Source organism: Allobosea sp. GW822-FHT05A11 (assembly GCF_058800455.1).
Map to the genome: position 1 here is coordinate 331,323 of NZ_JBXAMI010000003.1, position 19,629 is coordinate 350,951.

21 protein-coding genes are annotated in these 19,629 nt (G+C 69.1%); 14 read left to right on the forward strand and 7 right to left on the reverse strand.

Annotation, left to right across the window (positions count from 1 at the left end):
* Positions 1-74 precede the first annotated feature (74 nt).
* Both AC1RLU_RS11150 and AC1RLU_RS11155 read right to left on the reverse strand, forming a co-directional pair.
* Positions 75-1,454, reverse strand: coding sequence for a glutamate--cysteine ligase (locus AC1RLU_RS11150; protein WP_492795557.1), 1,380 nt, complete (start codon positions 1,452-1,454; stop codon positions 75-77).
* 166 nt (positions 1,455-1,620) lie between these two features.
* On the reverse strand, positions 1,621-2,367 hold the full coding sequence (locus AC1RLU_RS11155) for a 16S rRNA (uracil(1498)-N(3))-methyltransferase (protein ID WP_492795559.1): 747 nt from the start codon (positions 2,365-2,367) through the stop codon (positions 1,621-1,623).
* 205 nt (positions 2,368-2,572) lie between these two features.
* On the opposite strand from AC1RLU_RS11155, the gene AC1RLU_RS11160 reads away from it, so the two are divergent.
* Together AC1RLU_RS11160 and ubiA are read left to right on the forward strand one after the other, a co-directional pair.
* Positions 2,573-3,040: a hypothetical protein gene (locus AC1RLU_RS11160; protein WP_061964918.1), complete on the forward strand. Its 468-nt coding sequence runs from the start codon at positions 2,573-2,575 to the stop codon at positions 3,038-3,040.
* Positions 3,041-3,058: 18 nt separating this feature from the next.
* A complete protein-coding gene (gene ubiA / locus AC1RLU_RS11165; protein ID WP_113585671.1) occupies positions 3,059-4,024 on the forward strand; it encodes a 4-hydroxybenzoate octaprenyltransferase in 966 nt (321 codons plus the stop codon).
* Positions 4,025-4,027: 3 nt separating this feature from the next.
* Here ubiA and AC1RLU_RS11170 read toward each other — a convergent pair whose 3' ends face one another.
* A complete protein-coding gene (locus AC1RLU_RS11170; RefSeq protein ID WP_492795561.1) occupies positions 4,028-4,549 on the reverse strand; it encodes a DUF6101 family protein in 522 nt (173 codons plus the stop codon).
* A gap of 249 nt (positions 4,550-4,798) precedes the next feature.
* On the opposite strand from AC1RLU_RS11170, the gene AC1RLU_RS11175 reads away from it, so the two are divergent.
* From AC1RLU_RS11175 to lpxK, 5 genes are all read left to right on the forward strand, one after another.
* Positions 4,799-5,626 carry a 3'(2'),5'-bisphosphate nucleotidase CysQ gene (locus AC1RLU_RS11175; protein ID WP_492795563.1) on the forward strand — a complete coding sequence of 276 codons (828 nt, stop codon included), beginning with the start codon at positions 4,799-4,801 and terminating at the stop codon, positions 5,624-5,626.
* 89 nt (positions 5,627-5,715) lie between these two features.
* Positions 5,716-5,958, forward strand: a complete 243-nt coding sequence (locus AC1RLU_RS11180) for a DUF4170 domain-containing protein (protein WP_082617077.1) — start codon at positions 5,716-5,718, stop codon at positions 5,956-5,958.
* A gap of 42 nt (positions 5,959-6,000) precedes the next feature.
* Positions 6,001-6,738 carry a lysophospholipid acyltransferase family protein gene (locus AC1RLU_RS11185; protein WP_142114913.1) on the forward strand — a complete coding sequence of 246 codons (738 nt, stop codon included), beginning with the start codon at positions 6,001-6,003 and terminating at the stop codon, positions 6,736-6,738.
* The gene (locus AC1RLU_RS11190) at positions 6,735-8,039 is read left to right on the forward strand and encodes a 3-deoxy-D-manno-octulosonic acid transferase (RefSeq protein WP_492795565.1); all 1,305 of its coding nucleotides are present in this window, start codon (positions 6,735-6,737) and stop codon (positions 8,037-8,039) included. Before AC1RLU_RS11185 ends, AC1RLU_RS11190 begins: the two co-directional genes overlap by 4 nt.
* Positions 8,039-9,046, forward strand: a complete 1,008-nt coding sequence (lpxK, locus tag AC1RLU_RS11195; RefSeq protein ID WP_492795567.1) for a tetraacyldisaccharide 4'-kinase — start codon at positions 8,039-8,041, stop codon at positions 9,044-9,046. The genes AC1RLU_RS11190 and lpxK overlap by 1 nt, the downstream gene beginning before the upstream one ends.
* 15 nt (positions 9,047-9,061) lie before the next feature.
* Here the strand turns inward: lpxK and AC1RLU_RS11200 are convergent, their stop codons facing one another.
* Entirely contained in the window at positions 9,062-9,283 is a 222-nt protein-coding gene (locus AC1RLU_RS11200) for a DUF2093 domain-containing protein (protein WP_492795568.1), read from the reverse strand.
* A gap of 110 nt (positions 9,284-9,393) precedes the next feature.
* On the opposite strand from AC1RLU_RS11200, the gene AC1RLU_RS11205 reads away from it, so the two are divergent.
* Positions 9,394-10,206, forward strand: coding sequence for a dienelactone hydrolase family protein (locus tag AC1RLU_RS11205; protein ID WP_492795570.1), 813 nt, complete (start codon positions 9,394-9,396; stop codon positions 10,204-10,206).
* A 3-nt stretch (positions 10,207-10,209) separates the two neighbouring features.
* On the opposite strand, the gene xseA is transcribed toward AC1RLU_RS11205, so the two are convergent.
* The gene (xseA, locus tag AC1RLU_RS11210) at positions 10,210-11,805 is read right to left on the reverse strand and encodes an exodeoxyribonuclease VII large subunit (RefSeq protein ID WP_492795571.1); all 1,596 of its coding nucleotides are present in this window, start codon (positions 11,803-11,805) and stop codon (positions 10,210-10,212) included.
* 91 nt (positions 11,806-11,896) lie between these two features.
* Between xseA and purD the strand changes: the two genes are divergently transcribed.
* Genes purD through AC1RLU_RS11225 form a run of 3 tightly spaced genes read left to right on the forward strand, consistent with a single transcriptional unit; the run spans position 11,897 to position 15,022 of the window.
* Positions 11,897-13,174 (forward strand): phosphoribosylamine--glycine ligase, encoded by a 1,278-nt coding sequence (gene purD, locus AC1RLU_RS11215; RefSeq protein ID WP_492795573.1) that lies wholly within the window; start codon positions 11,897-11,899, stop codon positions 13,172-13,174.
* 33 nt (positions 13,175-13,207) lie between these two features.
* Positions 13,208-14,122 (forward strand): alpha/beta fold hydrolase, encoded by a 915-nt coding sequence (locus AC1RLU_RS11220; protein ID WP_492795574.1) that lies wholly within the window; start codon positions 13,208-13,210, stop codon positions 14,120-14,122.
* Between the two features lie 24 nt (positions 14,123-14,146).
* A complete protein-coding gene (locus tag AC1RLU_RS11225) occupies positions 14,147-15,022 on the forward strand; it encodes a patatin-like phospholipase family protein (protein ID WP_492795575.1) in 876 nt (291 codons plus the stop codon).
* Here AC1RLU_RS11225 and AC1RLU_RS11230 read toward each other — a convergent pair.
* Positions 14,982-15,728, reverse strand: coding sequence for an ArsR/SmtB family transcription factor (locus AC1RLU_RS11230; protein ID WP_492795576.1), 747 nt, complete (start codon positions 15,726-15,728; stop codon positions 14,982-14,984). The genes AC1RLU_RS11225 and AC1RLU_RS11230 overlap by 41 nt on opposite strands.
* 105 nt (positions 15,729-15,833) lie before the next feature.
* On the opposite strand from AC1RLU_RS11230, the gene AC1RLU_RS11235 reads away from it, so the two are divergent.
* Both AC1RLU_RS11235 and AC1RLU_RS11240 read left to right on the forward strand, forming a co-directional pair.
* On the forward strand, positions 15,834-16,577 hold the full coding sequence (locus tag AC1RLU_RS11235) for a sulfite exporter TauE/SafE family protein (protein WP_492795577.1): 744 nt from the start codon (positions 15,834-15,836) through the stop codon (positions 16,575-16,577).
* Positions 16,578-16,641: 64 nt separating this feature from the next.
* Positions 16,642-16,893 (forward strand): hypothetical protein, encoded by a 252-nt coding sequence (locus AC1RLU_RS11240; RefSeq protein ID WP_492795578.1) that lies wholly within the window; start codon positions 16,642-16,644, stop codon positions 16,891-16,893.
* A gap of 3 nt (positions 16,894-16,896) precedes the next feature.
* On the opposite strand, the gene AC1RLU_RS11245 is transcribed toward AC1RLU_RS11240, so the two are convergent.
* Positions 16,897-17,361 carry a nucleoside deaminase gene (locus tag AC1RLU_RS11245; protein WP_492795579.1) on the reverse strand — a complete coding sequence of 155 codons (465 nt, stop codon included), beginning with the start codon at positions 17,359-17,361 and terminating at the stop codon, positions 16,897-16,899.
* A 123-nt stretch (positions 17,362-17,484) separates the two neighbouring features.
* On the opposite strand from AC1RLU_RS11245, the gene AC1RLU_RS11250 reads away from it, so the two are divergent.
* On the forward strand, positions 17,485-19,626 hold the full coding sequence (locus AC1RLU_RS11250; protein WP_492795580.1) for a pseudouridine synthase: 2,142 nt from the start codon (positions 17,485-17,487) through the stop codon (positions 19,624-19,626).
* Positions 19,627-19,629: the final 3 nt, after the last annotated feature.

The window sequence follows — 19,629 nt, forward strand, 5'->3', positions numbered from 1 at the left end:
TCATCCAACTCGTTAATTTCCGAGGCAAAATCCGCTCGAAACGGCAGTTTTCGAGCGGAAAATCTGGTCAGGCGTCAGAGGGCCATCTCGGTCAGCACGGGCTCGACCTTGCCGTGCCAGGCATTGCGGTAACGCTCTTCCAGAGCCTGCGCCAGGTTTCGGCGGCGCTCCAGAATCCCGTGCAGCGGCGCAAGGAAGCGGGTCTCGTCCTGACCGGCGGCACTCTTGAGCGCCCGGCGGGCCAGGCCGGCGCGCGACAGCTCCACAACCTCGGCGGCGATCTCGATGAGCTTGCGCCCGCCGATGTTCGCAGCCAGCCCTTCGCGCGGGACGGCATCGCGCAAAGCCTGCCGTTCCTCCGCGCTCCACCCCTTGACGAGGTCCCAGGCCGCATCGAGCGAGGTCGCATCATAGAGCAGGCCGACCCAGAAGGCCGGCATCGCGGTCAACATGTCTGCCGGGCCGGCATCGGCGCCGCGCATCTCCAGAAAGCGCTTCAGCCGGACCTCGGGAAACAGCGTCGAGAGGTGGTTGGCCCAGTCGGACATGGTCGCCTTCTCGCCCGGCAGCTGCGGCAGCCGGCCGGCCAGCAGGTCGCGGAAGGAGGCACCGGCGACGTCGTGATAGGTATCGTCGCGCTTGACGAAATACAGGGGCACGTCGAGAGCCCAGTCGACATAGCCCTCATAGGACATGCCCTCGTCGAAGGCGAAGGCGAGCATGCCCGACCGGGCATTGTCGGTATCGCGCCAGATCTCGGAACGCATCGACTGGAAGCCGTTGAGCTTGCCGTCGAGGAAGGGCGACGATGCGAAGAGGGCGGTGGAAAGCGGCTGGAGGGCCAGCGAGACCCGGAGCTTGCGGACCATGTCCGCCTCGCTGCCGAAGTCGAGATTGACCTGCACCGTGCAGGTCCTGAACATCATGTCGAGACCCATCGTGCCGACCTTCGGCATGTAGTTCGCCATGATCTTGTAGCGCCCCTTCGGCATCACCGGCGTCTGCGCACGGGTCCAGAGCGGGGACGCGCCAAGGGCGGCGAAGCCGATATCATGCGGAGCGGCCACGGCCTTGACGTCGGCGAGATGAGCCTGAAGTTCGGCCTCCGTCTCATGCAGGCTCGCCAGCGGCGCACCCGACAATTCGAACTGCCCGCCCGGCTCCAGCGAGATCGCCCCGCCGCCATCCGGTCCGGCCAGCCCGATGATATGGCCGGCATCGACGATCGGCTCCCAACCGAGCCGCTGCTGCATGCCTTCCAGAAGAGCCCGGATGCCGCCGGCGCCGGCGCGGCCTTCATAGGGGACGGGCGCGAGATCGCTCCGATAGAACGGGAATTTCTCGTGCTCGGTGCCGATCCGGAAGGAGGAGGCCGGTTTCTCGCCGGCGGCGGTCCAAGCAATCAGTTCGGCCTTGGAACCGATCGGGGTCGAATCGGACACGTCGCGAGCCATGGGCGCTCCGGCAGATGGGCAAACAACCAGCCCCGCGCCGAAGGCGCGGTCAAAGCCGGCAGAGGATGGACAGACATATGCGAGCGCCGGGCGCTCGACAACGACCGGAACCGTGCATTCGCGCAAAGGCGCCCGGCGCTGGCGGCAGGTCTTGGCACCCTCCCGATCAGGCCCTCGGCCAATCGCCGAGCACCGCCTGCACCAGCGCAAGCGCAGCCACCGCGGCCGTGTCCGCCCTCAGGATGCGCGGGCCGAGCGAGATCGGCAGCGTGTTGGGCCGCGCCTGGATCAATTGCCGCTCGGCTTCGTCGAAGCCGCCTTCGGGACCGATCAGGACGGCGATCGGCGCGGGTCCATGCGCCGCCAGCGCCGCAACCGGGCTCGCCTGAGCCATGCCCTCGTCGCAGAAGATCAGCAATCGCTCCGGCGCCAGACTTGAGAGCGCCGCTTCGAGCGGACGCTCCGGCTCGATCCCGGGCAGGCTCAGGATTCCGCATTGCTCGGCCGCCTCGACGGCGTTGGCGCGCAGCCGATCGAGGTTGAGCCGCGAAACCTGGGTGCGGCGGGTCAGGACGGGCTGGAGCAGGCCCGCCCCCATCTCGACCGCCTTCTGCGCCATGTAGTCGAGCCGCGCATGCTTCAGCGGCGCGAACAGGTAATGCAGGTCGGCGGCGGGCGGCTGCGGCCTCGTCTGTCTGACCAGTTCGAGGCTCGCCTGCTTGCGCCCTTCCGGCACGAGGCGCGCCAGCCATTCGCCGTCGCGCCCGTTGAAGACGAGCACCGTGCCATCGACCCGCAATCGCAGGACATTGAGGAGATAATTCGCCTGCTCGCGATCGAGCGGCAGAATCGCCGCCGGTGCGAAGGAGTTGTCGATGAAAAGCCGGTGCCGGGCGAAATCGGGAACGGGCATGGGCGCGAGCGGCTCCGGGAATCGGTGGTAATGTCGAGAGCGACGTGAAAAACGCCACAATCACCTTGTAGCAGGCAGCGCTTCCCACAAGGCCACCATAGACTCGCAAGAGTCGTTGGCGTTAACAGCGCCTGCTGTTAAGGACGTATTTAACGATCGGCCGGGCGGGCCGGCAATCCGGAGTAAGGACACCATGCGGCGTTGGATGGCTTCAGGCGTTATCGCGGTGCTCGGCCTTGCCGTGGCTCCGCTCCTGTCGGCTGCACCCGCAAGCGCGCAGGTCTCCGGCTGCGAGCAGATCCAGAAGCTGCTCGGCGAGCGCCAGTCGATCGTCGCCAAGCTCACGGCCTCCCAGAAGGCCAAGAAGAAGATGACGCCGCAGGAAGCCTGCAGCGCCTTCGGCCGCCTCGCCAATAATGGCGACGCCGCGATCAAGTTCGCCACGGCCAACCAGGACTGGTGCCAGATTCCCGCATCCTTCATCGAAGGCATGCAGACCGACAACAAGAAGGTTTCCGGCTTCCGCGCTCAGGCCTGCAACGCCGTGAAGCAGCAGGCCGCCATGCAGCGCCGCGCCCGGCAGCAGGCGCAGAGCGCCAGCCCCTTCGGCGGCGCCGATTCCATCACCAGCGGCGCCGGCGGCGGGATGCGCGTCCCGCAGGGCGCGCTCTGACCGGCGCCCCCCGGCGCCATGCCCGACCCGGCTCCCCTCGGAACCATGCCCGGGCGTGACTCGCCCCTGCCCGACGCGCTGACCGGGCATTGGGTCGACACCCGAGCGCCCCTTGCCATCAGGCCATTCCTCAAGCTCGCCCGCATCGAGCGGCCGATCGGATGGTGGCTGCTGCTCATGCCCTGCTGGTGGGCGGCCGGGCTTGCCGCCATCGCCGCCGGCCAGCCCTATCCCAATCCCTGGCACTGCCTGCTCTTCTTCGTCGGCGCGGTCCTGATGCGCGGCGCGGGCTGCACCTTCAACGACATCATCGACCGCAAGCTCGACGCCGAGGTGGCACGCACCCGCGGGCGGCCGCTTCCGTCCGGCCAGGTCACGGCAAAGGCGGCCGCGCTGTTCATGATCGCGCAGGCGCTCGCGGGCCTCGTCGTGCTCATGCAGTTCAACCGCTTCACGATCATCCTCGGCATTGGCTCGCTGGCGATCGTCGCGATCTATCCGTTCATGAAGCGGATCACGAACATGCCGCAGTTCGTGCTCGGCCTCGCCTTCTCATGGGGCGGACTGATGGGCTGGAGCGCGGTCTTCGGCCGGCTCGATCCGCCGGCCTACCTGATCTATGCGGCCGCGATCGCCTGGACCGTCGGCTACGACACGATCTACGCCATGCAGGATCTCGAGGATGACGTCATCGCCGGCATCCGGTCGAGCGCCCGCTATTTCGGCGATCACACGCGCGAGGCGGTGGCGCTGTGCTTCGCGCTGGCGGTGCTGCTGACGGGCACCGCGATCTGGCTGGTTGGCGGCGGCCCCGCCGCCTGGCTCGGCTTCGCCGCCTTCGCCCTTCATCTCGGCCGGCAGGTGACGCGCATCAACGGTGCGAGCGCGCCCGAAGCCCTCAGGATATTCCGGTCGAACCGGGATGCCGGCCTGCTTCTGGCGGCCGGGCTCGCTCTCGATGCCGCGAGCCGCGGCTGGTTCTGACGGTCAGTCGGTCATCCGGTCGCCATTGACGATCACCGGCAGTTCGGCGAGGCGGCCCGTCTTGCGACGCGTGAGGAAACGCGGACGGCGACCGTTGAGCAGGCCGTGGCGGCGGCGGATACGAATCGCGCCCAGCGCAAGCCGGCCAAGCTGCGGATAAGGCTCGGTCACCGTGCCATCGGCGGCTTCGAGCAGCAGCGGCAAGCCGCTGGTCCGGCCGAAATCACGCCAGAGCGCGACCGCGTCCTCCTGATCGGCTGAAGCGACCACGATGGAGCGGCCGTCGCCGGCGGTCAGGGCCAGTTCGAAACGTTCGTCGTCACCGGCCGGATTGGCCAGCCGCAACGCGACGCCGCGCCAGTTGGCGCCGCCGCGCAGGATCCGCACGGGGCCGACGCGCTCGATCGCCGGGGCGACCGGACGAGCCGGCATCGGGTTGCGGGAAACGATCGCTGTGGTGGTCGGACCGCCGGAGAGAGCAGGCACAAAACCGCTCTCTCCGGCGGCCGGCGTGACGCTGGCCATCGGTTATAACGCCTCTCTCTAATCCCTGCTGCAACGGAGCCCTCTGTCGATGCCGGGGCTCTCGTGCTTGCCCTGTGAGGATGGCCGCCAGCCGTGTCCGAGCGCTTAAGGGGTTGGGTTAAAGGAAGGTGTTTTCGCCCTGATCCGGCCCTAAACCGGGGGTTTCCTGCCGGATGCTTGACGGAATCTTTCGATCCGTGGCCGCATTTTCGGCTTGAAACAGCGACTATCGCGGCCGATAGGAAAGCCATGAACGCCACCACGCTACCGATCGCGGCCGAACTGCTGAAAGCCGTCGGCGAAAGCTGCCTGGAAGCCGGCACGATCGCCCTCGATCTGTTCCGGCCCGGCGCGACGACCGCGGCGCGGACCTGGGCGAAAAGCGGCGGCTCGCCCGTCACCGAAGCCGATATCGGCGTCGACACCTTCCTGCGCATCCGGCTTTCGGAATTGCTGCCGGAAGCTGCATGGCTGTCCGAGGAGACGGTCGACGACGCCCAACGGCTCTCTCATCGCTATGTCTGGGTCGTCGATCCGATCGACGGCACGCGCGCCTTCATGCAGGGCTCGCCGGACTGGGCTGTCTGCGTCGCGCTGCTCGACCAGGGCGCGCCGATCCTCGGCATCGTCCATGCGCCGGCCTGCCAGGCGACCTATCGTGCGCTCGCCGGTGGCGGCGCGACGCTCAACGGCGAAACCATCCACGCCTCATCCGCACAAAGCCTGACCGGCGCGCGCATCGCCGGCCCCAAGCCGATGCTCGATGCGCTTGCCCAGTTCGAAAGCTTCCAGGCCGTTGCCCGGATTCCATCGCTGGCGCTGCGCCTGACGCGCGTTGCCGATGGCACGATCGATGCCGGGCTGATCTCGCCCGATGCCCGCGATTGGGATCTGGCGGCGGCCGATCTCGTGCTGAGCGAGGCAGGCGGCCGGTTGACCGATGGCGAGGCCGGGCCCGTCATCTACAATCGCGAAGTCCCTGTCCATGGCATGCTCGTTGCGAGCAACGGCAAGCTCGCCTCGCCCCTGCAGACCGCGATCGAGCGCCTGCGCGACGGACGGACGCAGCCGGCCTGACGATTTTTTTCAACGCTTCCGGCGCGGTCCGCTCGCTTGGACGACCGGGATGGCTTATGGGGGCGCCACGGCCCTTGCAGGAGAGTTCGATGAGCGCGGAACCGGAACAGAAGCAACTCCTTCACCTCGTCCTCGGCGGCGAGCTCGCCTCGCTCGAAGGCATCACCTTCAAGGACCTGGCCAAGCTCGACATCGTCGGCGTCTTCCCGAATTATGCCAGCGCCCACACGGCCTGGAAGGCCAAGGCGCAACAGACCGTCGACCAGGCGCAGACGCGCTATTTCATCGTCCATCTCCACCGGCTGCTCGACCCCGAGACCGCCAAGAGCTGAGCCGGGACGGGCTCTGAGCGACAGGACCTGACGACAGAATCCATGGGTTTTTCGATCCTCAAGACGCGCGTGGCGCAGGAAACGCTCGGCCGGCTGCTGGCCGGCTACCTGCGCCTCGTCCAGCGCACGAACCGGATCGTCTTCGAACCCGCCGATATCTACGACCATGTCCGGCCGGATTTGCCACTCATCTTTGCAATGTGGCACGGCCAGCACCTCATGATCCCCTTCGCCCGGCCGGACTGGATGCCGGCCTGCTCGCTGGTTTCGCGCCATGGCGACGGCGGCTTCAATGCGGTGGCGCTGCGCGAGCTCGGCATCGGCGCGATCCGCGGTTCCGGCGCACTCGGCAAGAAGATCCGCGAGAAGGGCGGCGCCGCCGCCTTCCTCGCCATGGTCCGGCGCCTCGCAGCGGGGGACACCATGGTGCTGACGGCCGATGTGCCCAAGCGCGCCCGCATCGTCGGCCCCGGCATCATCGCATTGGCACGCGCCTCCGGCCGGCCGATCCGGGCCGTCGCCGTGGTGACCAGCCGGCGCATCGACTTCAACAGCTGGGACCGCGCCTCGATCGGCCTTCCCTTCGGGCGCTGCGCCATCGTCGTCGGCGAGCCGATCCTGGTCGCGCGCGATGCCGACGAGGCCACGCAGGAAGCCGCACGCCTCGCCGTCCAGGCGAGCCTCGACGATGTCCATGCCCGCGGCTACGCGATCGTCGGCAGCCGTGACCCGGGCGCCGGCCTGCGCGAGAAGCAGCTTGCTGCCGGGGCAGCGGCATGAGCGGCAAGGGCGCGATCCTCAGGACATATCGCTACGCGACGGCGCTGCTGGAGCCGGCGGCGGCCGGACTCCTGCTCTGGCGCCGGCGCCGCGGCAAGGAAGACCCTGCGCGGCACGCGGAACGGCGCGGCCACGCGAGCGTCAAGCGGCCGAACAAGCCTTTGGTCTGGCTGCACGGCGCCAGCGTCGGCGAGACCGTGACCCTGCTGCCCCTCATCGCCAAATTGCAGAAGCGCGGCTTCGCCGTGCTGGTGACCTCGGGCACCGTGACCTCCGCCAGGTTGATGGCGGCGCGACTGCCGGGCGGCGTAATCCATCAATACATCCCGCTCGACGTGCCGCGCTACATGCGCCGCTTCATGGATCATTGGCGCCCGGATCTCTGCCTGATCTGCGAATCCGAGATCTGGCCGAACCTGCTGATCGAGGCGCAGCGCCGCGCCATCCCGGTGGTGATGGTCAACGGCCGGATGTCGGAGCGCTCCTTCGCCCGCTGGTACAAGATGCCGAAGACCTCGCGCTTCCTGCTCTCCTGCTTCGAGGCCTGCCTGGCGCAGTCGCAGGGCGATGCCGAGCGGCTGGCCCAGCTCGGCGCACCGCGCGTCAGCGTCGCCGGCAACCTGAAATTCGACGTGCCCGCCCCGCCCGCCGATTCCGATACGCTCGCCATTCTCGACGGCCAGACGACGGGCCGCCCGGTCTGGATCGCCGCGAGCACGCATCCCGGCGAGGACGAACTGGTGCTGGCCGCCCATCTCGCGATCAAGCCTTACCTGCCGAAGCTGCTCACCATCATCGCGCCGCGCCACCCCCAGCGCGGCCCGGAGATCGAGGCGCTGGCAGAGGCGAATGACGTCGCCGTCTCGCGCCGGGCGACGGGGGGAAGCCCGGAACGGAACGTCGATCTCTATGTCGCCGACACCGTCAACGAGCTCGGACTGTTCTACCGGCTCTCGCAGGTCGCCTTCCTCGGCGGCTCGCTGGTCGAGGGCATCGGCGGGCATAACCCGATCGAGCCGGCCAAGCTCGGCTGTGCCCTGCTGCACGGGCCCTATGTCCACAACAATGCCGAGATCTTCGCGGCCTTCGACCGCGACGGCGGCTCGCGCGAGGCCGCCGATGCACAGGCGCTGGCAGGCGCAGTGCATCGCTGGCTGAACAACCCGGCCGAGGCCCGGCAGGCGGCGCGTGCCGCCGCGCAGACCGCGACCGAACTCGGCGGCGCGCTGAACCGCACGCTGCATGCGATCGAGCCCTTGCTGATGCGGGTGGCGATTGGCCAGCGCGAGAGCGCGCCCTGATGCTGCGGCGCGCCCCGCGCTTCTGGTGGCGGGAGAAACCCACGCTACTCGCCCGGCTGCTCCAGCCGCTCGGCTTCCTCTACGGCCGGATCACCTTGCAGCGGATGCGCCAACCCGGAGCCGATGCCGGCCTGCCGGTGATCTGCGTCGGCAATTTCATCGCCGGCGGCGCCGGCAAGACGCCGACCGCGATCGCCATCGCCCGCCTGCTCGATGAACAGGGCGAAAAGCCCTTCGTGCTGATGCGCGGCTATGGCGGACGGCTTGCGGGGCCGGTCGAGGTCGATCCCGACCGGCATCGCGCTGCCGATGTCGGCGACGAGCCGCTGCTGATGGCCCGCCATGCCCGCACCGTCATCGCCCGCGACCGGGTGGCCGGCGCAAGGCTCGCGCGTGGACTCGGCGCCACCATCGTCGTGATGGATGACGGCCTGCAGAATCCGTCGCTGGTCAAGCATCTCAAGCTTGCGGTGGTCGACGGAGCAAGCGGCGCCGGAAACGGGCTGTGTCTGCCGGCCGGCCCCTTACGTGCCCCGCTCGTCGAGCAGATGAGTGAAGCCGACGCCATCGTCGCGATCGGCCTGGGGGATGCAGGTGAACGCGTCGCCGCCGTTGCGCGGGCGCAGGGGAAGCCGGTCCTGTCAGCCACGCTCAAGCCAGCCGACCCTGTCGCTTCACGCCTGCGCGGTCAGAAGGTCGTAGCGCTGTCAGGAATCGGCCGCCCGGAGAAATTCGCGGCGACCTTGCGGGAGACGGGGGCGATCGTCGCAGCCGAGCAGGCTCATGGCGATCACCACCCTTATGAACAGGCCGATATCGCCGCTGCGCTCGCAGCCGCGCGCGAACATGCTGCCGTGGTCGCGACAACGGAAAAGGACTGGACCAAGCTCGCGCCGCTCTGGCCCGAAGATGCCCGCGAGTCGCTGGTCGTGGTGCCGGTCTCGCTGGTCTTCGCGGAGCCGGTTGCGATCACCGGCCTGCTTGCAGCCCTCGCAAAGGCAGGCTGAGAGCCTCGCCGCTCGTCAAGCCCGGCCGGCGCGGCGCAGCCTGAGCAACGCGGCTTCCGACGAGGCATAGGCTTCCTGCCATTCGATCGACCAGTAGCGGAGATCGTCGAGGCGGATCGGCGCGCTCGTCACGGCGCAGCGCACGAAGGCGCCGGGCTTGACGACGCGGAACTCGCCCGGACCGTAGTCGACCACGGCTTCGGGGCCATGAGGCGGAAGGCGCTCGCTGATATTCATCAAAATTGCATCAAATCATTGATCGGGAAGCGGAAAGCCGGGATACTCAGGGGCTTGTGATAACCTTCTGGTCGGCGATGTCCAGTCTCCAGCGCCTCGCGGCGTGCCTGATGAGCCTTGCGCTGCTCGCAGCTCCGGCCGCCCGTGCCGGTGGCTATGAGCGCGTCGCGATTCCGGCCGACCAGGGAACATTGACGGGCATCCTCTATCTTCCGGCCGGTCAGGGGCCTTTCCCGGCCGTGATCGCCCTGCATGGTTGCGGCGGCTTGTGGCGCGCGCAAGGCCAACTCTCGATGCGACATGCCGATTGGGGCGAGCGGCTGGCCGGCATCGGCTTCGCCGTGCTGATGCCGGACAGCTTCGGCTCGCGCGGGCTCGGCTCGCAATGCGGGGTGAAGGACCTGACGGTCAGGGCCGGGCGCGAGCGCGTCGCCGATGCGATGGCCGCCCGGATCTGGCTGCAGCAGCGCGACAACATCAAACCCGACGCGATTGCCCTGCTCGGTTGGTCGAGTGGCGGCCTGACCGTGCTGACGGCGATCCGCAAGGAGCGGGCTCCCACCGACGGCAAGCCGGATTTCAAGCGCGCCGCCGCCTTCTACCCTGCCTGCCGGAGCCAGTCGGAATCGCCGAGCTTCTCCGCCCGCATCCCGCTGCTGATCCTGATGGGCGATGCCGACGACTGGACGCCGGCCGCACCCTGCGGACATCTGGCCAAGGCCGCACAAGCGCGCGGCGAGCAGGTCGGCCTCGTGCTTTATCCCGGCGCCCTGCATGATTTCGACCATCCGCGCCTCGAGGTGAAAGAGCGCGAGAACATCGCCTATTCCGCCAGCAGCACCGGAAAGGTCACTGTCGGCACCAATATGGCGGCACGCGAGGACGCGCTGAAACGGGTCAAGGCCTTCCTGAGCGCGCCTTGAATCTCAGAACAGGTCGCCCTGCGTTCCCGATGCCGGTCCCTTGCGAACCGGGCGCGGCGCCGGCGGTTTCGCTCCTCCGGCCTCGCCGCCCGCAACGGTGACGCCGAAGCTGCCATCGGCCAGTTGGACCGAAAGCGCCCTGCCCGGCTGGGCTGCCTCGACGCTGCGGACGAGCGCCCCGGCCTCGTCGCGGATCAGGGCATAGCCGCGGGACAGCACCGCTTCCGGCCCGAGCGAACGGATCAGCGTCCAGAGCGAGGAAAGCTGGTCCCGGCGGCGATGCAGCGCCTGGCCGAAAGCGCGCTCAGCACGCTCAGCCACAGCAGTTCCGCGTTCGCGGCGCTGGATCAGGCTCTGGCCGAAAGCGTTGCGGGCCCGCGTTTCCAGCGTGGTGAGGCGATCGCGGGCATTGGCGATCCGGGTGCGCTCGCCGGCGATGGCGTTGCCGCGGGCTGCGGCGAGCACGCGCCCGAAACCGGCGAGCTCAGCGCGCAGGCGGGCAAGGGCGACGCGGGGCGAGCGCGCCTCCAGCCGGCGAGACAGGGCCTGCAATTGCTGCTCATGCGTGCGCGCGTTCCTGGCAAGCGCCGGCGCCAGCCGCGTCGCGGCGAGATCGAGCCGCTGGCGCGGCGCGGAGAGGACGGCCTCCGGCCCCGGCAAAGCACGGGCGAGCGCCCTGAGATCGCTGCGGCGACGATCGGACAGGCGGAGCATCGCGCCGGAATGGCGGCGCGCGAGATCGGCGACGAAGCCCATCAGTTCCGCCCGCACCGGCACGACCTTCTCGGCCGCGCCGGTGGGGGTCGGCGCGCGCAGGTCCGCAGCGTGGTCGATCAGCGTCCAGTCAGTCTCGTGGCCGACGGCGGAGACCAGCGGAATCGCCGAATCCGCGGCGGCACGGACCACCACCTCCTCGTTGAAGCTCATCAGGTCTTCGAGCGAGCCGCCGCCGCGCGCGACGATGATGACGTCCGGCCGGGGGATGCGCCCGCCTGCCGGCAGCGCATTGAAGCCGGCGATGGCGTTGGCGACCTCGGCGGCGCTGGTCTCGCCCTGCACGCGCACCGGCCAGACCAGGACATGGCGCGGGAAGCGATCCTCAAGGCGGTGCAGGATGTCGCGGATGACGGCACCGGTCGGTGAGGTCACGACGCCGATGACGGAGGGCAGATAAGGGATGAGCTGCTTGCGCTCCTCGGCGAAGAGCCCCTCGGCGGCGAGCCGTTTGCGACGCTCCTCCAGCAGCGCCATCAGCGCGCCGGCGCCGGCCAGCTCCAGCGAATCGATGACGATCTGGTAGCTCGACTTGCCGGCGAAGGTGGTGATCTTGCCGGTGGCGATGACCTCCAGCCCTTCCTGCGGGCGCGTCTTCAGGCGGCCGAAGACGCCCTTCCAGATCACCGCGTCGATCTTGGCGTTGGTGTCCTTCAGCGAGAAATAGACATGGCCGGAAGCGACCGGGCCGCGATAGCCGGAAATCTCGCCGCGCACGCGCACGAAGCCGAAATTGTCCTCGATGGTGCGCTTCAGCGCACCGGAGAGGTCCGAGACGCTCCACTCGGGCGCATTGCCGGTCGTCTGCTGCGATTCGCTGGTCATGGCCGGACCATAGCCGGACCGATGATGCAGCAGAAGCGTTGCCCGCGGCGCTAGGTGCCGCTATTGCGCCCGTGACGGAGCGGAGAGCGCGATGAAAATTCTTCTGATCGGTTCGGGCGGCCGCGAGCACGCGCTCGCCTGGGCGATTTCGGCCTCGCCGCTCTGCGACACGCTGTTCATCGCGCCGGGCAATCCCGGCACCGCTCATTGCGGCGAGAATGTCGTGATCGATATCGCCGACCATGCCGCCGTCGTGGCGTTCTGCCGGTTGCAGGGCATCGACCTCGTCGTCGTCGGGCCGGAAGGGCCCTTGGTCGCCGGCATCGCCGATGATCTCCGGGCCGCCAGCATCAAGGTCTTCGGACCGTCCAAGGCCGCCGCCCAGCTCGAAGGCTCGAAGGGCTTCACCAAGGAGCTCTGCGCCGAATTCGACATTCCGACCGCCGGCTTCGGCCGCTTCGGCAATGCCGCTTCCGCCAAGGCCTATGTCGCGGCCCAGGGCGCACCGATCGTGATCAAGGCCGACGGGCTCGCCGCCGGCAAGGGCGTGATCATGGCGCAGACGCTGGACGAGGCGAACGAGGCCATCGACATGATGTTCTCCGGCAGCTTCGGCGCGGCCGGGGCCGAGGTCGTGGTCGAGGAATGGATGATCGGCGAGGAAGCGAGCTTCTTCGCGCTCTGCGACGGCAAGCATGCGCTGGCTCTCGCCTCGGCGCAGGATCACAAGCGCGTCGGCGACGGCGATACCGGCCCGAATACCGGCGGCATGGGCGCCTATTCGCCGGCCCCGGTGATGACGCCCGCGCTGACCGAGCGCGTCATGGCCGAGATCATCCGGCCGACGCTGGCCGGCATGACCAAGCGCGGCACGCCGTTCCAGGGCGTGCTCTTCGCCGGGCTGATGATCACGGCGCAGGGACCGAAGCTGATCGAATACAACACCCGCTTCGGCGACCCCGAATGCGAGGTGCTGATGCCGCGCCTCAAGAGCGACATCGTGCCGGCACTGCTGGCCGCCTGCGACGGCATGCTCGACCAGGTCGACCTGCGCTGGCGCGACGAGGCGGCGCTGACCGTCGTGCTCGCGGCCAAGGGCTATCCGGCCAAGCCGGAGACCGGCAGCGTCATCCGCGATGTCGAGAAGGCGGAGGCGCTGGATGAGGTGCTCGTCTTCCATGCCGGCACGAAGCTCTCGAACGGCGATCTCGTCGCCAATGGCGGGCGCGTGCTGAACGTGGTCGCGCTCGGCAAGAGCGTCGGCGAGGCGCAGAAGCGGGCCTATGAGGCCGTCGACAAGATCGACTGGCCCGGCGGCTTCTGCCGTCGCGATATCGGCTGGCAGGCAGTGAAGCGCGAGCAAGGCTGACAGCTCGCCATCGCCGGGGCTATGCTCTCAGGCATGGCGAACATCGACAGTCTCTTCCCCGGCTTCAAGGCGCACTGGATCGACGGGCCGGTCGGCAAGATCTTCGCGCGTGTCGGCGGCGAGGGCCCGCCACTGGTGCTGATCCACGGCTTTCCGCAGACCCATGCCGAATGGCATCGATTGGCGCCGGAACTGGCAAAGACCCACACCGTGGTCTGCCCCGACCTGCGCGGCTATGGCTGGTCGGCCGCGCCGCATGGTGACGGCGGCCGGGAGACCTATACCAAGCGTGGCATGGGCGAGGATATCGTCACGGTGATGCAGGCGCTCGGCCATATCCGCTTCGGCGTGATCGGCCATGACCGCGGGGCGCGCGTTGCCTATCGTCTCGCGCTCGACCACCCCGGTCGGGTCGAGCGGCTCGTCCTGCTCGACATCCTGCCGACCGTCTCGATGTGGGAAGGCATGAACGCGGCCCGCGCCATGCAGGTCTATCACTGGACCTTCCTGGCCCAGCCCGAGCCGATCCCGGAAAACCTGCTCAAGGCCGATCCGGTCGGCTGGCTCGACCGCACCATCGCGAGCTGGAGCCGGGCGAAGAATCTCGACCTGTTCGACCCGCTGGCGATGCAGTCCTATGCGGAATCCTTCAGCGATCCCTCGCGAACCCACGCGGCCTGCGAGGACTATCGCGCCGGCGCCACCACCGATATCGAACACGACAAGGCCGATCTCGCGGCGGGCAAGCGCATCCTCTGTCCGACGCTCGTCCTCTGGGGCGAGGCCGGTATCCCGGCCAAGGGCGCAAGCCCGCTGGACGTCTGGCACCAGACTTTCGCGCCACAGGCCGAGGGCCAGGCGATCGACAGCGGCCACTTCCTGCCGGAAGAGAACCCGCAGGCGACGCTCGCGGCGCTGAAGCCGTTCCTGTCACAGGCTGCGACCTAAGCCGAGGTGCGGGCCGCGAAAGACATGACCAGCCCCCGCAGCGCCGATCCCAAGCAGAGCTTTGGCAGCGCGCCCGAGATCGCGCTCGTGCTCGGAGCCGGCGGAGCGCGGGGCCTGAGCCATATCGCCGTGCTGGAGGCCTTCGACGAGCTCGGCCTCAAGCCCAACCGCATCTCCGGCTGCTCGATCGGCGCCATCATCGGCGCAGCCTATGCCGCCGGGCTCTCCGGCCGGGAGTTGCGCGAGCATGTGCTGTCGACCTTCCGCGATCGGGCGCGGGTGATCGCACGCCTGCTCGATTGCCGCGTCGGCAAGCTCGCCGATCTCGTGCGCGGCCTCGGCAATCCCGTCCTGCTCGACGGCGAGCGCCTGCTCGACCTGTTCTGGCCGGAGGCCGTGCCGGATCGTTTCGAAGAATTGGCGATCCCGTTTAAGGCGATCGCGGCGGATTACCATCGCCACAGCGAAGTCATGCTACATGACGGGCCACTGACGCCGGCCGTCGCGGCCTCCCTCGCAATACCCGGGCTGATCCGGCCGGTCGCACTCGGCGGGCGCGTGCTGATCGACGGCGGGGCCATCGATCCCCTGCCCTATCGGGAGTTGCTGGCGCCCGGCCGCATCGTGGTCGCGGTCGATGTCAGCGCTCCCATGGCCGAGCCCGGCGAAGTCCGCATTCCCGGCGCGATGGAGGCGCTTGTCGGCGCCTCGCAGATCCTGACCCGCTCGCTGGTCCAGCGCCTGATCGAGCAGGAGCCGCCGGACATCCTGATCCGTGCGGGAGCCGACCGCATCGGCGGACTCGATTTCTTCAAGGCGAAGGCGATCCTCGCGGCAGCCGAGCCGATCAAGGACGAGGTCAAGCGAGCGCTGGCTCGCGCTCTCGAATCGCAGGGCTGATCGGCTCCGGCGCATCGCAACGGAAGCCCGGCAGCGCAGCCTCCAGCACCCCTCGCCCCTCATCCGTCAGGATGACGGCGCGGCTGTCCTTGCGGCGGCGGACCCAATCCATCTCGAAGCAGCGGCAGGCCAGAGCAGCGGCGAGATGGCCGGCCAGGTGCGGCCGGCGCTCGCTCCAGTCGAGGCAGGGGCGCAAGGCGGCGCGGCGGCTCCTGGCGGTGGCGTCAGGATCGAGGCCCAGCGCCCGGAAGATCGCCTTGCCTGAGGCGGTCAGCGCATAGCCACCTTCGCTCGCGGCGAGATGGCCGCCAGACATCAGCGCGTCGTGGATGCCGATGCCGAGCCGGCCGGCGAAATGATCGTAACAGGTTCGCGCCTGGCTCAGTTCGGCGCCGACACGGGACGGCAGGCGTCGGCTGGTGCCGTCAAGATTGGCCAACACCATCAGCCCTTCGAGCGCCGTCGCCACTTCAGGCCCAGCGAGCCGATAATAGCGATGGCGCCCCTGCGCTGCGACATCGATCAAGCCGCCTTGCATCAGCTTGGCGAGGTGGCCGCTCGCGGTCTGCGGCGCGATACCGGCGATCCAGGCGAGCTCCTTGGCCGTCAGCGCGCGCCCATCCATCAGCGCGTGCAGCATGTTGGCGCGGGCCGGATCGCCCATCAGATGGGCGATCTCTGCGAGATAGGGACCTTGGGTGCTCATGGTTACATGATGCGCCATCCCGCCATCGCCGCAAGCGGGAACGCTACGGCGCCGACCGTAGCGTCGGGCCGCGACAGCCGCCCGCGGCAATGCCACAAGCAGGGCATGGACAACACAGCTCTCCTCATCTTCGTCACCGCGACCTTCGTCTTCGCCGGCTTCGTCAAAGGCGTTATCGGGCTGGGATTGCCGACCATCGCGGTCGGCATCCTCGGTGTGGTGATGGCGCCGGCGCAGGCCGCAGCATTGCTGGTCGTGCCCAATCTGGTCACCAATGGCTGGCAGATCGCGACCGGACCCAAGCTGCTCTCAACCTTGCGCCGGCTCTGGCCGATGCTCGCGACGATCTGCCTAGGCACCTGGGCTGGCGCCGGGCTTTTGCAACAGCAGAAGGACGGCTCGGCCACACTCTGGCTGGGCGCAGCGCTCATCCTCTATGCACTGGTCGGGCTGAAGGCGGCGAAGCTGCGCGTTCCCACCCGCTGGGAAGGCTGGCTCGGCCCCGTCATCGGCTTCACCACGGGCGTGGTCACGGCGGCGACCGGGGTCTTCGTGCTGCCGGCCGTGCCTTATCTGCAGGCGCTCGGCTTCGACAAGGACGAGCTGGTGCAGGCACTCGGCATCTCCTTCATCGTCTCGACGCTGGCGCTCTCCTTCGGCCTGATCGGAGCCGGGGCGCTCAACGGCACCGTCGCCTGGCAGTCGCTGCTGGCGCTCGTCCCGGCCCTGATCGGCATGGGCGGAGGGCAGTTCATCCGCAGCCGCATCTCGCCGGCGACCTTCAAGATCTGCTTCTTCGCCGGCCTCCTAGCACTCGGAACCTATCTCTGCTGGCGCAGCCTCGGCTAACGGCCTTAACCGGGCGCTAACCATACGGGCGCAGCCTCGACCGCCAGCAACGGGAGCGCCTCACATGGATGCCTTCACCATGATCATCATGGCCTGCGTCGCCGGCGAGGCGCATTGCGCGACCAGCCGCGTCAGCGAGATGGGCTTCACCACGGCGCAAGCCTGCGAGGCGCGGATCGACGACATCGCTCGCACGATGACCAAGGAATTCGGCAAACGCCCGGAATTCAAGGGCCGGCAGGTGACCTATGACGTCTCCTGCATGGACCGCGCGCAGCTCTCGGCGAAATTCGGCATCGCCTCGTCGGATACGTGAGCGTCAGCGCCGCTCGCGGAAGAAATCCCGGAGCAGCGCCGCGGCTTCCGTCTCGCGCAGGCCGCCATAGACCTCCGGCACATGGTGGCAGGTCGGGTTCTCATAGAGCCTGACGCCGTTCTCGACCGCGCCGCCCTTCGGATCGCCCGCGCCGAAATAGAGCCGCCTGATCCGGGAAAACGAGATCGCCGCCGCGCACATCGGGCAGGGCTCGAGCGTGACATAGAGATCGCACCCGATCAGGCGCTCGCTGCCGATCGCCTCGCAAGCCAGCCTGAGGACCAGCATCTCGGCATGGGCGGTCGGGTCCTTCAGCTCCAGCGTGCGGTTGCCAGCACTGGCGAGAATCGTTCCGTCACGGACCACCACCGCGCCGACCGGCACCTCGCCGCGCAAGGCAGCTGCCTTCGCCTCGTCGAAGGCGAGCGCCATGGCGTCGACGGTGGATGAGTGTTGCGGTAGCGACATCGAAAACCCCAGCTTTGGCGCTCGCAGCAAGGGAAAGCCTCTGCTACAAGCGCCGGTTATAGCGAATAAGCGAGCCAGGCCTTTCCCGCAAAGCGGTTGTGCTCGGCCGGCTCAGGAGCAGCCATGAAAGACGACGACAACAATAGAGGCCGCGGCCCGCGCAAGGGTGGCGGCGCCGGCGGCCGTGGACCCGGCTCTGGTGGCAAAAGCTTCGGCGGCAAGCCCTTCGGCAGCCGTGCAGGCGGGGAAGGTCGCGGACCTGCGCGCGACGGCGAGCGCAAGCCCTTCCGCAGCCGCCCGGCCGGCGATGATCGCCCCGCCCGTGACGGTGAGCGCAAGCCCTTCCGCGGCCATTCGGCTGGCGACGAACGCCCGGCCCGCCGCTTCGAGCGCCCTGCCGGCAGCGAGGGCGAAGCCGCCCGTCCGCGCCGTTTCGATGGCGACAGGCCGACCCGCTCCAGGACCGAAGGCGAAGGCCGCGGCTTCCGCGAGCGGACCAGCGATGAGCGCCCGCAGCGTCCGGCCCGCACGGGCGATCGCCCCTTCGCCGGCCGTGACCGGCCGCAGGGTGACCGGCCGCCACGTGGCGAGAGCCGCGATGGCGAAAAGCGGTTTTCGCGCCCGCGCGCGCCGCGCTTCGAGGGGCAGGATGATCGTCCGCGCCGCCCGCGCGAGGATGCGCCCGAGCGCAAGCTGATCACAGCGGAGGAGCCGGAGCGGATCGCCAAGGTGATGGCGCGGGCCGGCGTCGCCTCGCGTCGCGACAGCGAGGCGATGATCGCGGAAGGGCGCGTCAGCGTGAACGGCACGGTGCTGAACAGCCCGGCCCTCGACGTCAAGCCGACCGATATCGTGCTGATCGACGGCGAGCCCTTGCCGGCCCGCGAGCGCACGCGGCTGTGGCTCTATCACAAGCCCCGCGGCGTCGTGACGACCAATTTCGACCCGGAAGGCCGGCCGACCGTCTTCGACGTGCTGCCGGAGGACCTGCCGCGCGTATTGACCATCGGCCGGCTCGACATCAACACCGAAGGCCTGCTGCTGCTGACCAATGATGGCGGGCTGGCGCGGGTTCTGGAGCTGCCGGAGACCGGCTGGCTCCGGCGCTACCGCGTGCGCGCCTTCGGCGAGGTGACGCAGGACGTGCTCGACACGGTCAAGGACGGCGTCACCATCGACGGCATCCAGTACGGGCCGGTGATCGCCCGCTTCGAACGCCAGCAGGGCTTCAACACCTGGCTGACGGTCGACCTGCGCGAGGGTAAGAACCGCGAGGTCAAGACCGTGCTCGAGCATCTCGGGCTGACGGTGAACCGGCTGATCCGCATCTCCTTCGGGCCGTTCCAGCTCGGCGAGCTCGAAGAGGGCGAGGCCGACGAAATCCGCTCGCGCGTGCTGCAGGACCAGCTCGGCAGCGAGCTTACAGCCAAGGCCGGCGCCGATTTCGAATCGCCGCGCCGCGATGCCCTGCCCACCGCACCGCGTCCGGCTCCGGCCGGCGACGATCGCCCGCGACGCCGCCGCGACGAAGCCGGCCGCGATGGCGAACCGGCCCACGCACCGCTGCGCGGCGACAAGCCCTGGACCCGCACCGTCTGGCGCGATGCCGAAACCGAGCCGCAGCGCGAGCGCAAGGCTCCGCCGCGCCGTGGCGCCGATCCGAAGCTGGAGCGGCAGGAGCGCGAGGCCACCGGCGACGTCAAACGCCGCCGCGACACGCCGATCGCCGACCCGAAGGGCCGGCGCGTGCTGGTCGAGCGCGTCCGCGCGCCCGTTTCGGAAGAGCGCGCCGCTCCCGAACGCGAGAGCAAGCGCCGCCCCGACCGCAAGCCGCGCCAGGAGCGCGGTGCCCAGGAGCGCGGTGGCGACGAGGCGCGCGCACCGCGTTCGTTCGAGCGCTCTGGTGGCGACGACAGGCCGGCACGGCGCCCGCGCCGCGAGGACGACGGTCGCGACCGCGGCGGCGATCGCCCTTGGGAGGACCGTGCGCCGCGTGGCGAGCGCCCCGACCGTGCTCCACGCGACGGCACTGAGCGCCCTGCCCGTGCCTTCCGCGAGCGTTCAGCCGAAGACCGGCCGCGTGGCCGCAGCTTCGGTGACAAGCCGGGTGGCAAGAGCTTCGGGGGCCGTTCCTCGGAGCGGCCGGCAGGCGGCGGACGCCCGTTCAGCGGCAAGCCGGGCGGCGGCCGGCCGGGTGGTGGCAAAGGCCCACGCCCCGGCGGCGGCGGCAGAGGCCCCCGTCCCGGTAGCGGTAGCCGCGGCTAAGCG

Excerpts from the sequence above, each read along its gene's own strand:
- AC1RLU_RS11150 (WP_492795557.1), bottom strand. The coding sequence starts at position 1,454 with ATGGCTCGCGACGTGTCCGATTCGACCCCGATCGGTTCCAAGGCCGAA.
- AC1RLU_RS11155 (WP_492795559.1), bottom strand. The coding sequence starts at position 2,367 with ATGCCCGTTCCCGATTTCGCCCGGCACCGGCTTTTCATCGACAACTCC.
- AC1RLU_RS11160 (WP_061964918.1), top strand. The coding sequence starts at position 2,573 with ATGGCTTCAGGCGTTATCGCGGTGCTCGGCCTTGCCGTGGCTCCGCTC.
- ubiA (WP_113585671.1), top strand. The coding sequence starts at position 3,059 with ATGCCCGACCCGGCTCCCCTCGGAACCATGCCCGGGCGTGACTCGCCC.
- AC1RLU_RS11170 (WP_492795561.1), bottom strand. The coding sequence starts at position 4,549 with ATGGCCAGCGTCACGCCGGCCGCCGGAGAGAGCGGTTTTGTGCCTGCT.
- AC1RLU_RS11175 (WP_492795563.1), top strand. The coding sequence starts at position 4,799 with ATGAACGCCACCACGCTACCGATCGCGGCCGAACTGCTGAAAGCCGTC.
- AC1RLU_RS11180 (WP_082617077.1), top strand. The coding sequence starts at position 5,716 with ATGAGCGCGGAACCGGAACAGAAGCAACTCCTTCACCTCGTCCTCGGC.
- AC1RLU_RS11185 (WP_142114913.1), top strand. The coding sequence starts at position 6,001 with ATGGGTTTTTCGATCCTCAAGACGCGCGTGGCGCAGGAAACGCTCGGC.
- AC1RLU_RS11190 (WP_492795565.1), top strand. The coding sequence starts at position 6,735 with ATGAGCGGCAAGGGCGCGATCCTCAGGACATATCGCTACGCGACGGCG.
- lpxK (WP_492795567.1), top strand. The coding sequence starts at position 8,039 with ATGCTGCGGCGCGCCCCGCGCTTCTGGTGGCGGGAGAAACCCACGCTA.
- AC1RLU_RS11200 (WP_492795568.1), bottom strand. The coding sequence starts at position 9,283 with ATGAATATCAGCGAGCGCCTTCCGCCTCATGGCCCCGAAGCCGTGGTC.
- AC1RLU_RS11205 (WP_492795570.1), top strand. The coding sequence starts at position 9,394 with ATGAGCCTTGCGCTGCTCGCAGCTCCGGCCGCCCGTGCCGGTGGCTAT.
- xseA (WP_492795571.1), bottom strand. The coding sequence starts at position 11,805 with ATGACCAGCGAATCGCAGCAGACGACCGGCAATGCGCCCGAGTGGAGC.
- purD (WP_492795573.1), top strand. The coding sequence starts at position 11,897 with ATGAAAATTCTTCTGATCGGTTCGGGCGGCCGCGAGCACGCGCTCGCC.
- AC1RLU_RS11220 (WP_492795574.1), top strand. The coding sequence starts at position 13,208 with ATGGCGAACATCGACAGTCTCTTCCCCGGCTTCAAGGCGCACTGGATC.
- AC1RLU_RS11225 (WP_492795575.1), top strand. The coding sequence starts at position 14,147 with ATGACCAGCCCCCGCAGCGCCGATCCCAAGCAGAGCTTTGGCAGCGCG.
- AC1RLU_RS11230 (WP_492795576.1), bottom strand. The coding sequence starts at position 15,728 with ATGAGCACCCAAGGTCCCTATCTCGCAGAGATCGCCCATCTGATGGGC.
- AC1RLU_RS11235 (WP_492795577.1), top strand. The coding sequence starts at position 15,834 with ATGGACAACACAGCTCTCCTCATCTTCGTCACCGCGACCTTCGTCTTC.
- AC1RLU_RS11240 (WP_492795578.1), top strand. The coding sequence starts at position 16,642 with ATGGATGCCTTCACCATGATCATCATGGCCTGCGTCGCCGGCGAGGCG.
- AC1RLU_RS11245 (WP_492795579.1), bottom strand. The coding sequence starts at position 17,361 with ATGTCGCTACCGCAACACTCATCCACCGTCGACGCCATGGCGCTCGCC.
- AC1RLU_RS11250 (WP_492795580.1), top strand. The coding sequence starts at position 17,485 with ATGAAAGACGACGACAACAATAGAGGCCGCGGCCCGCGCAAGGGTGGC.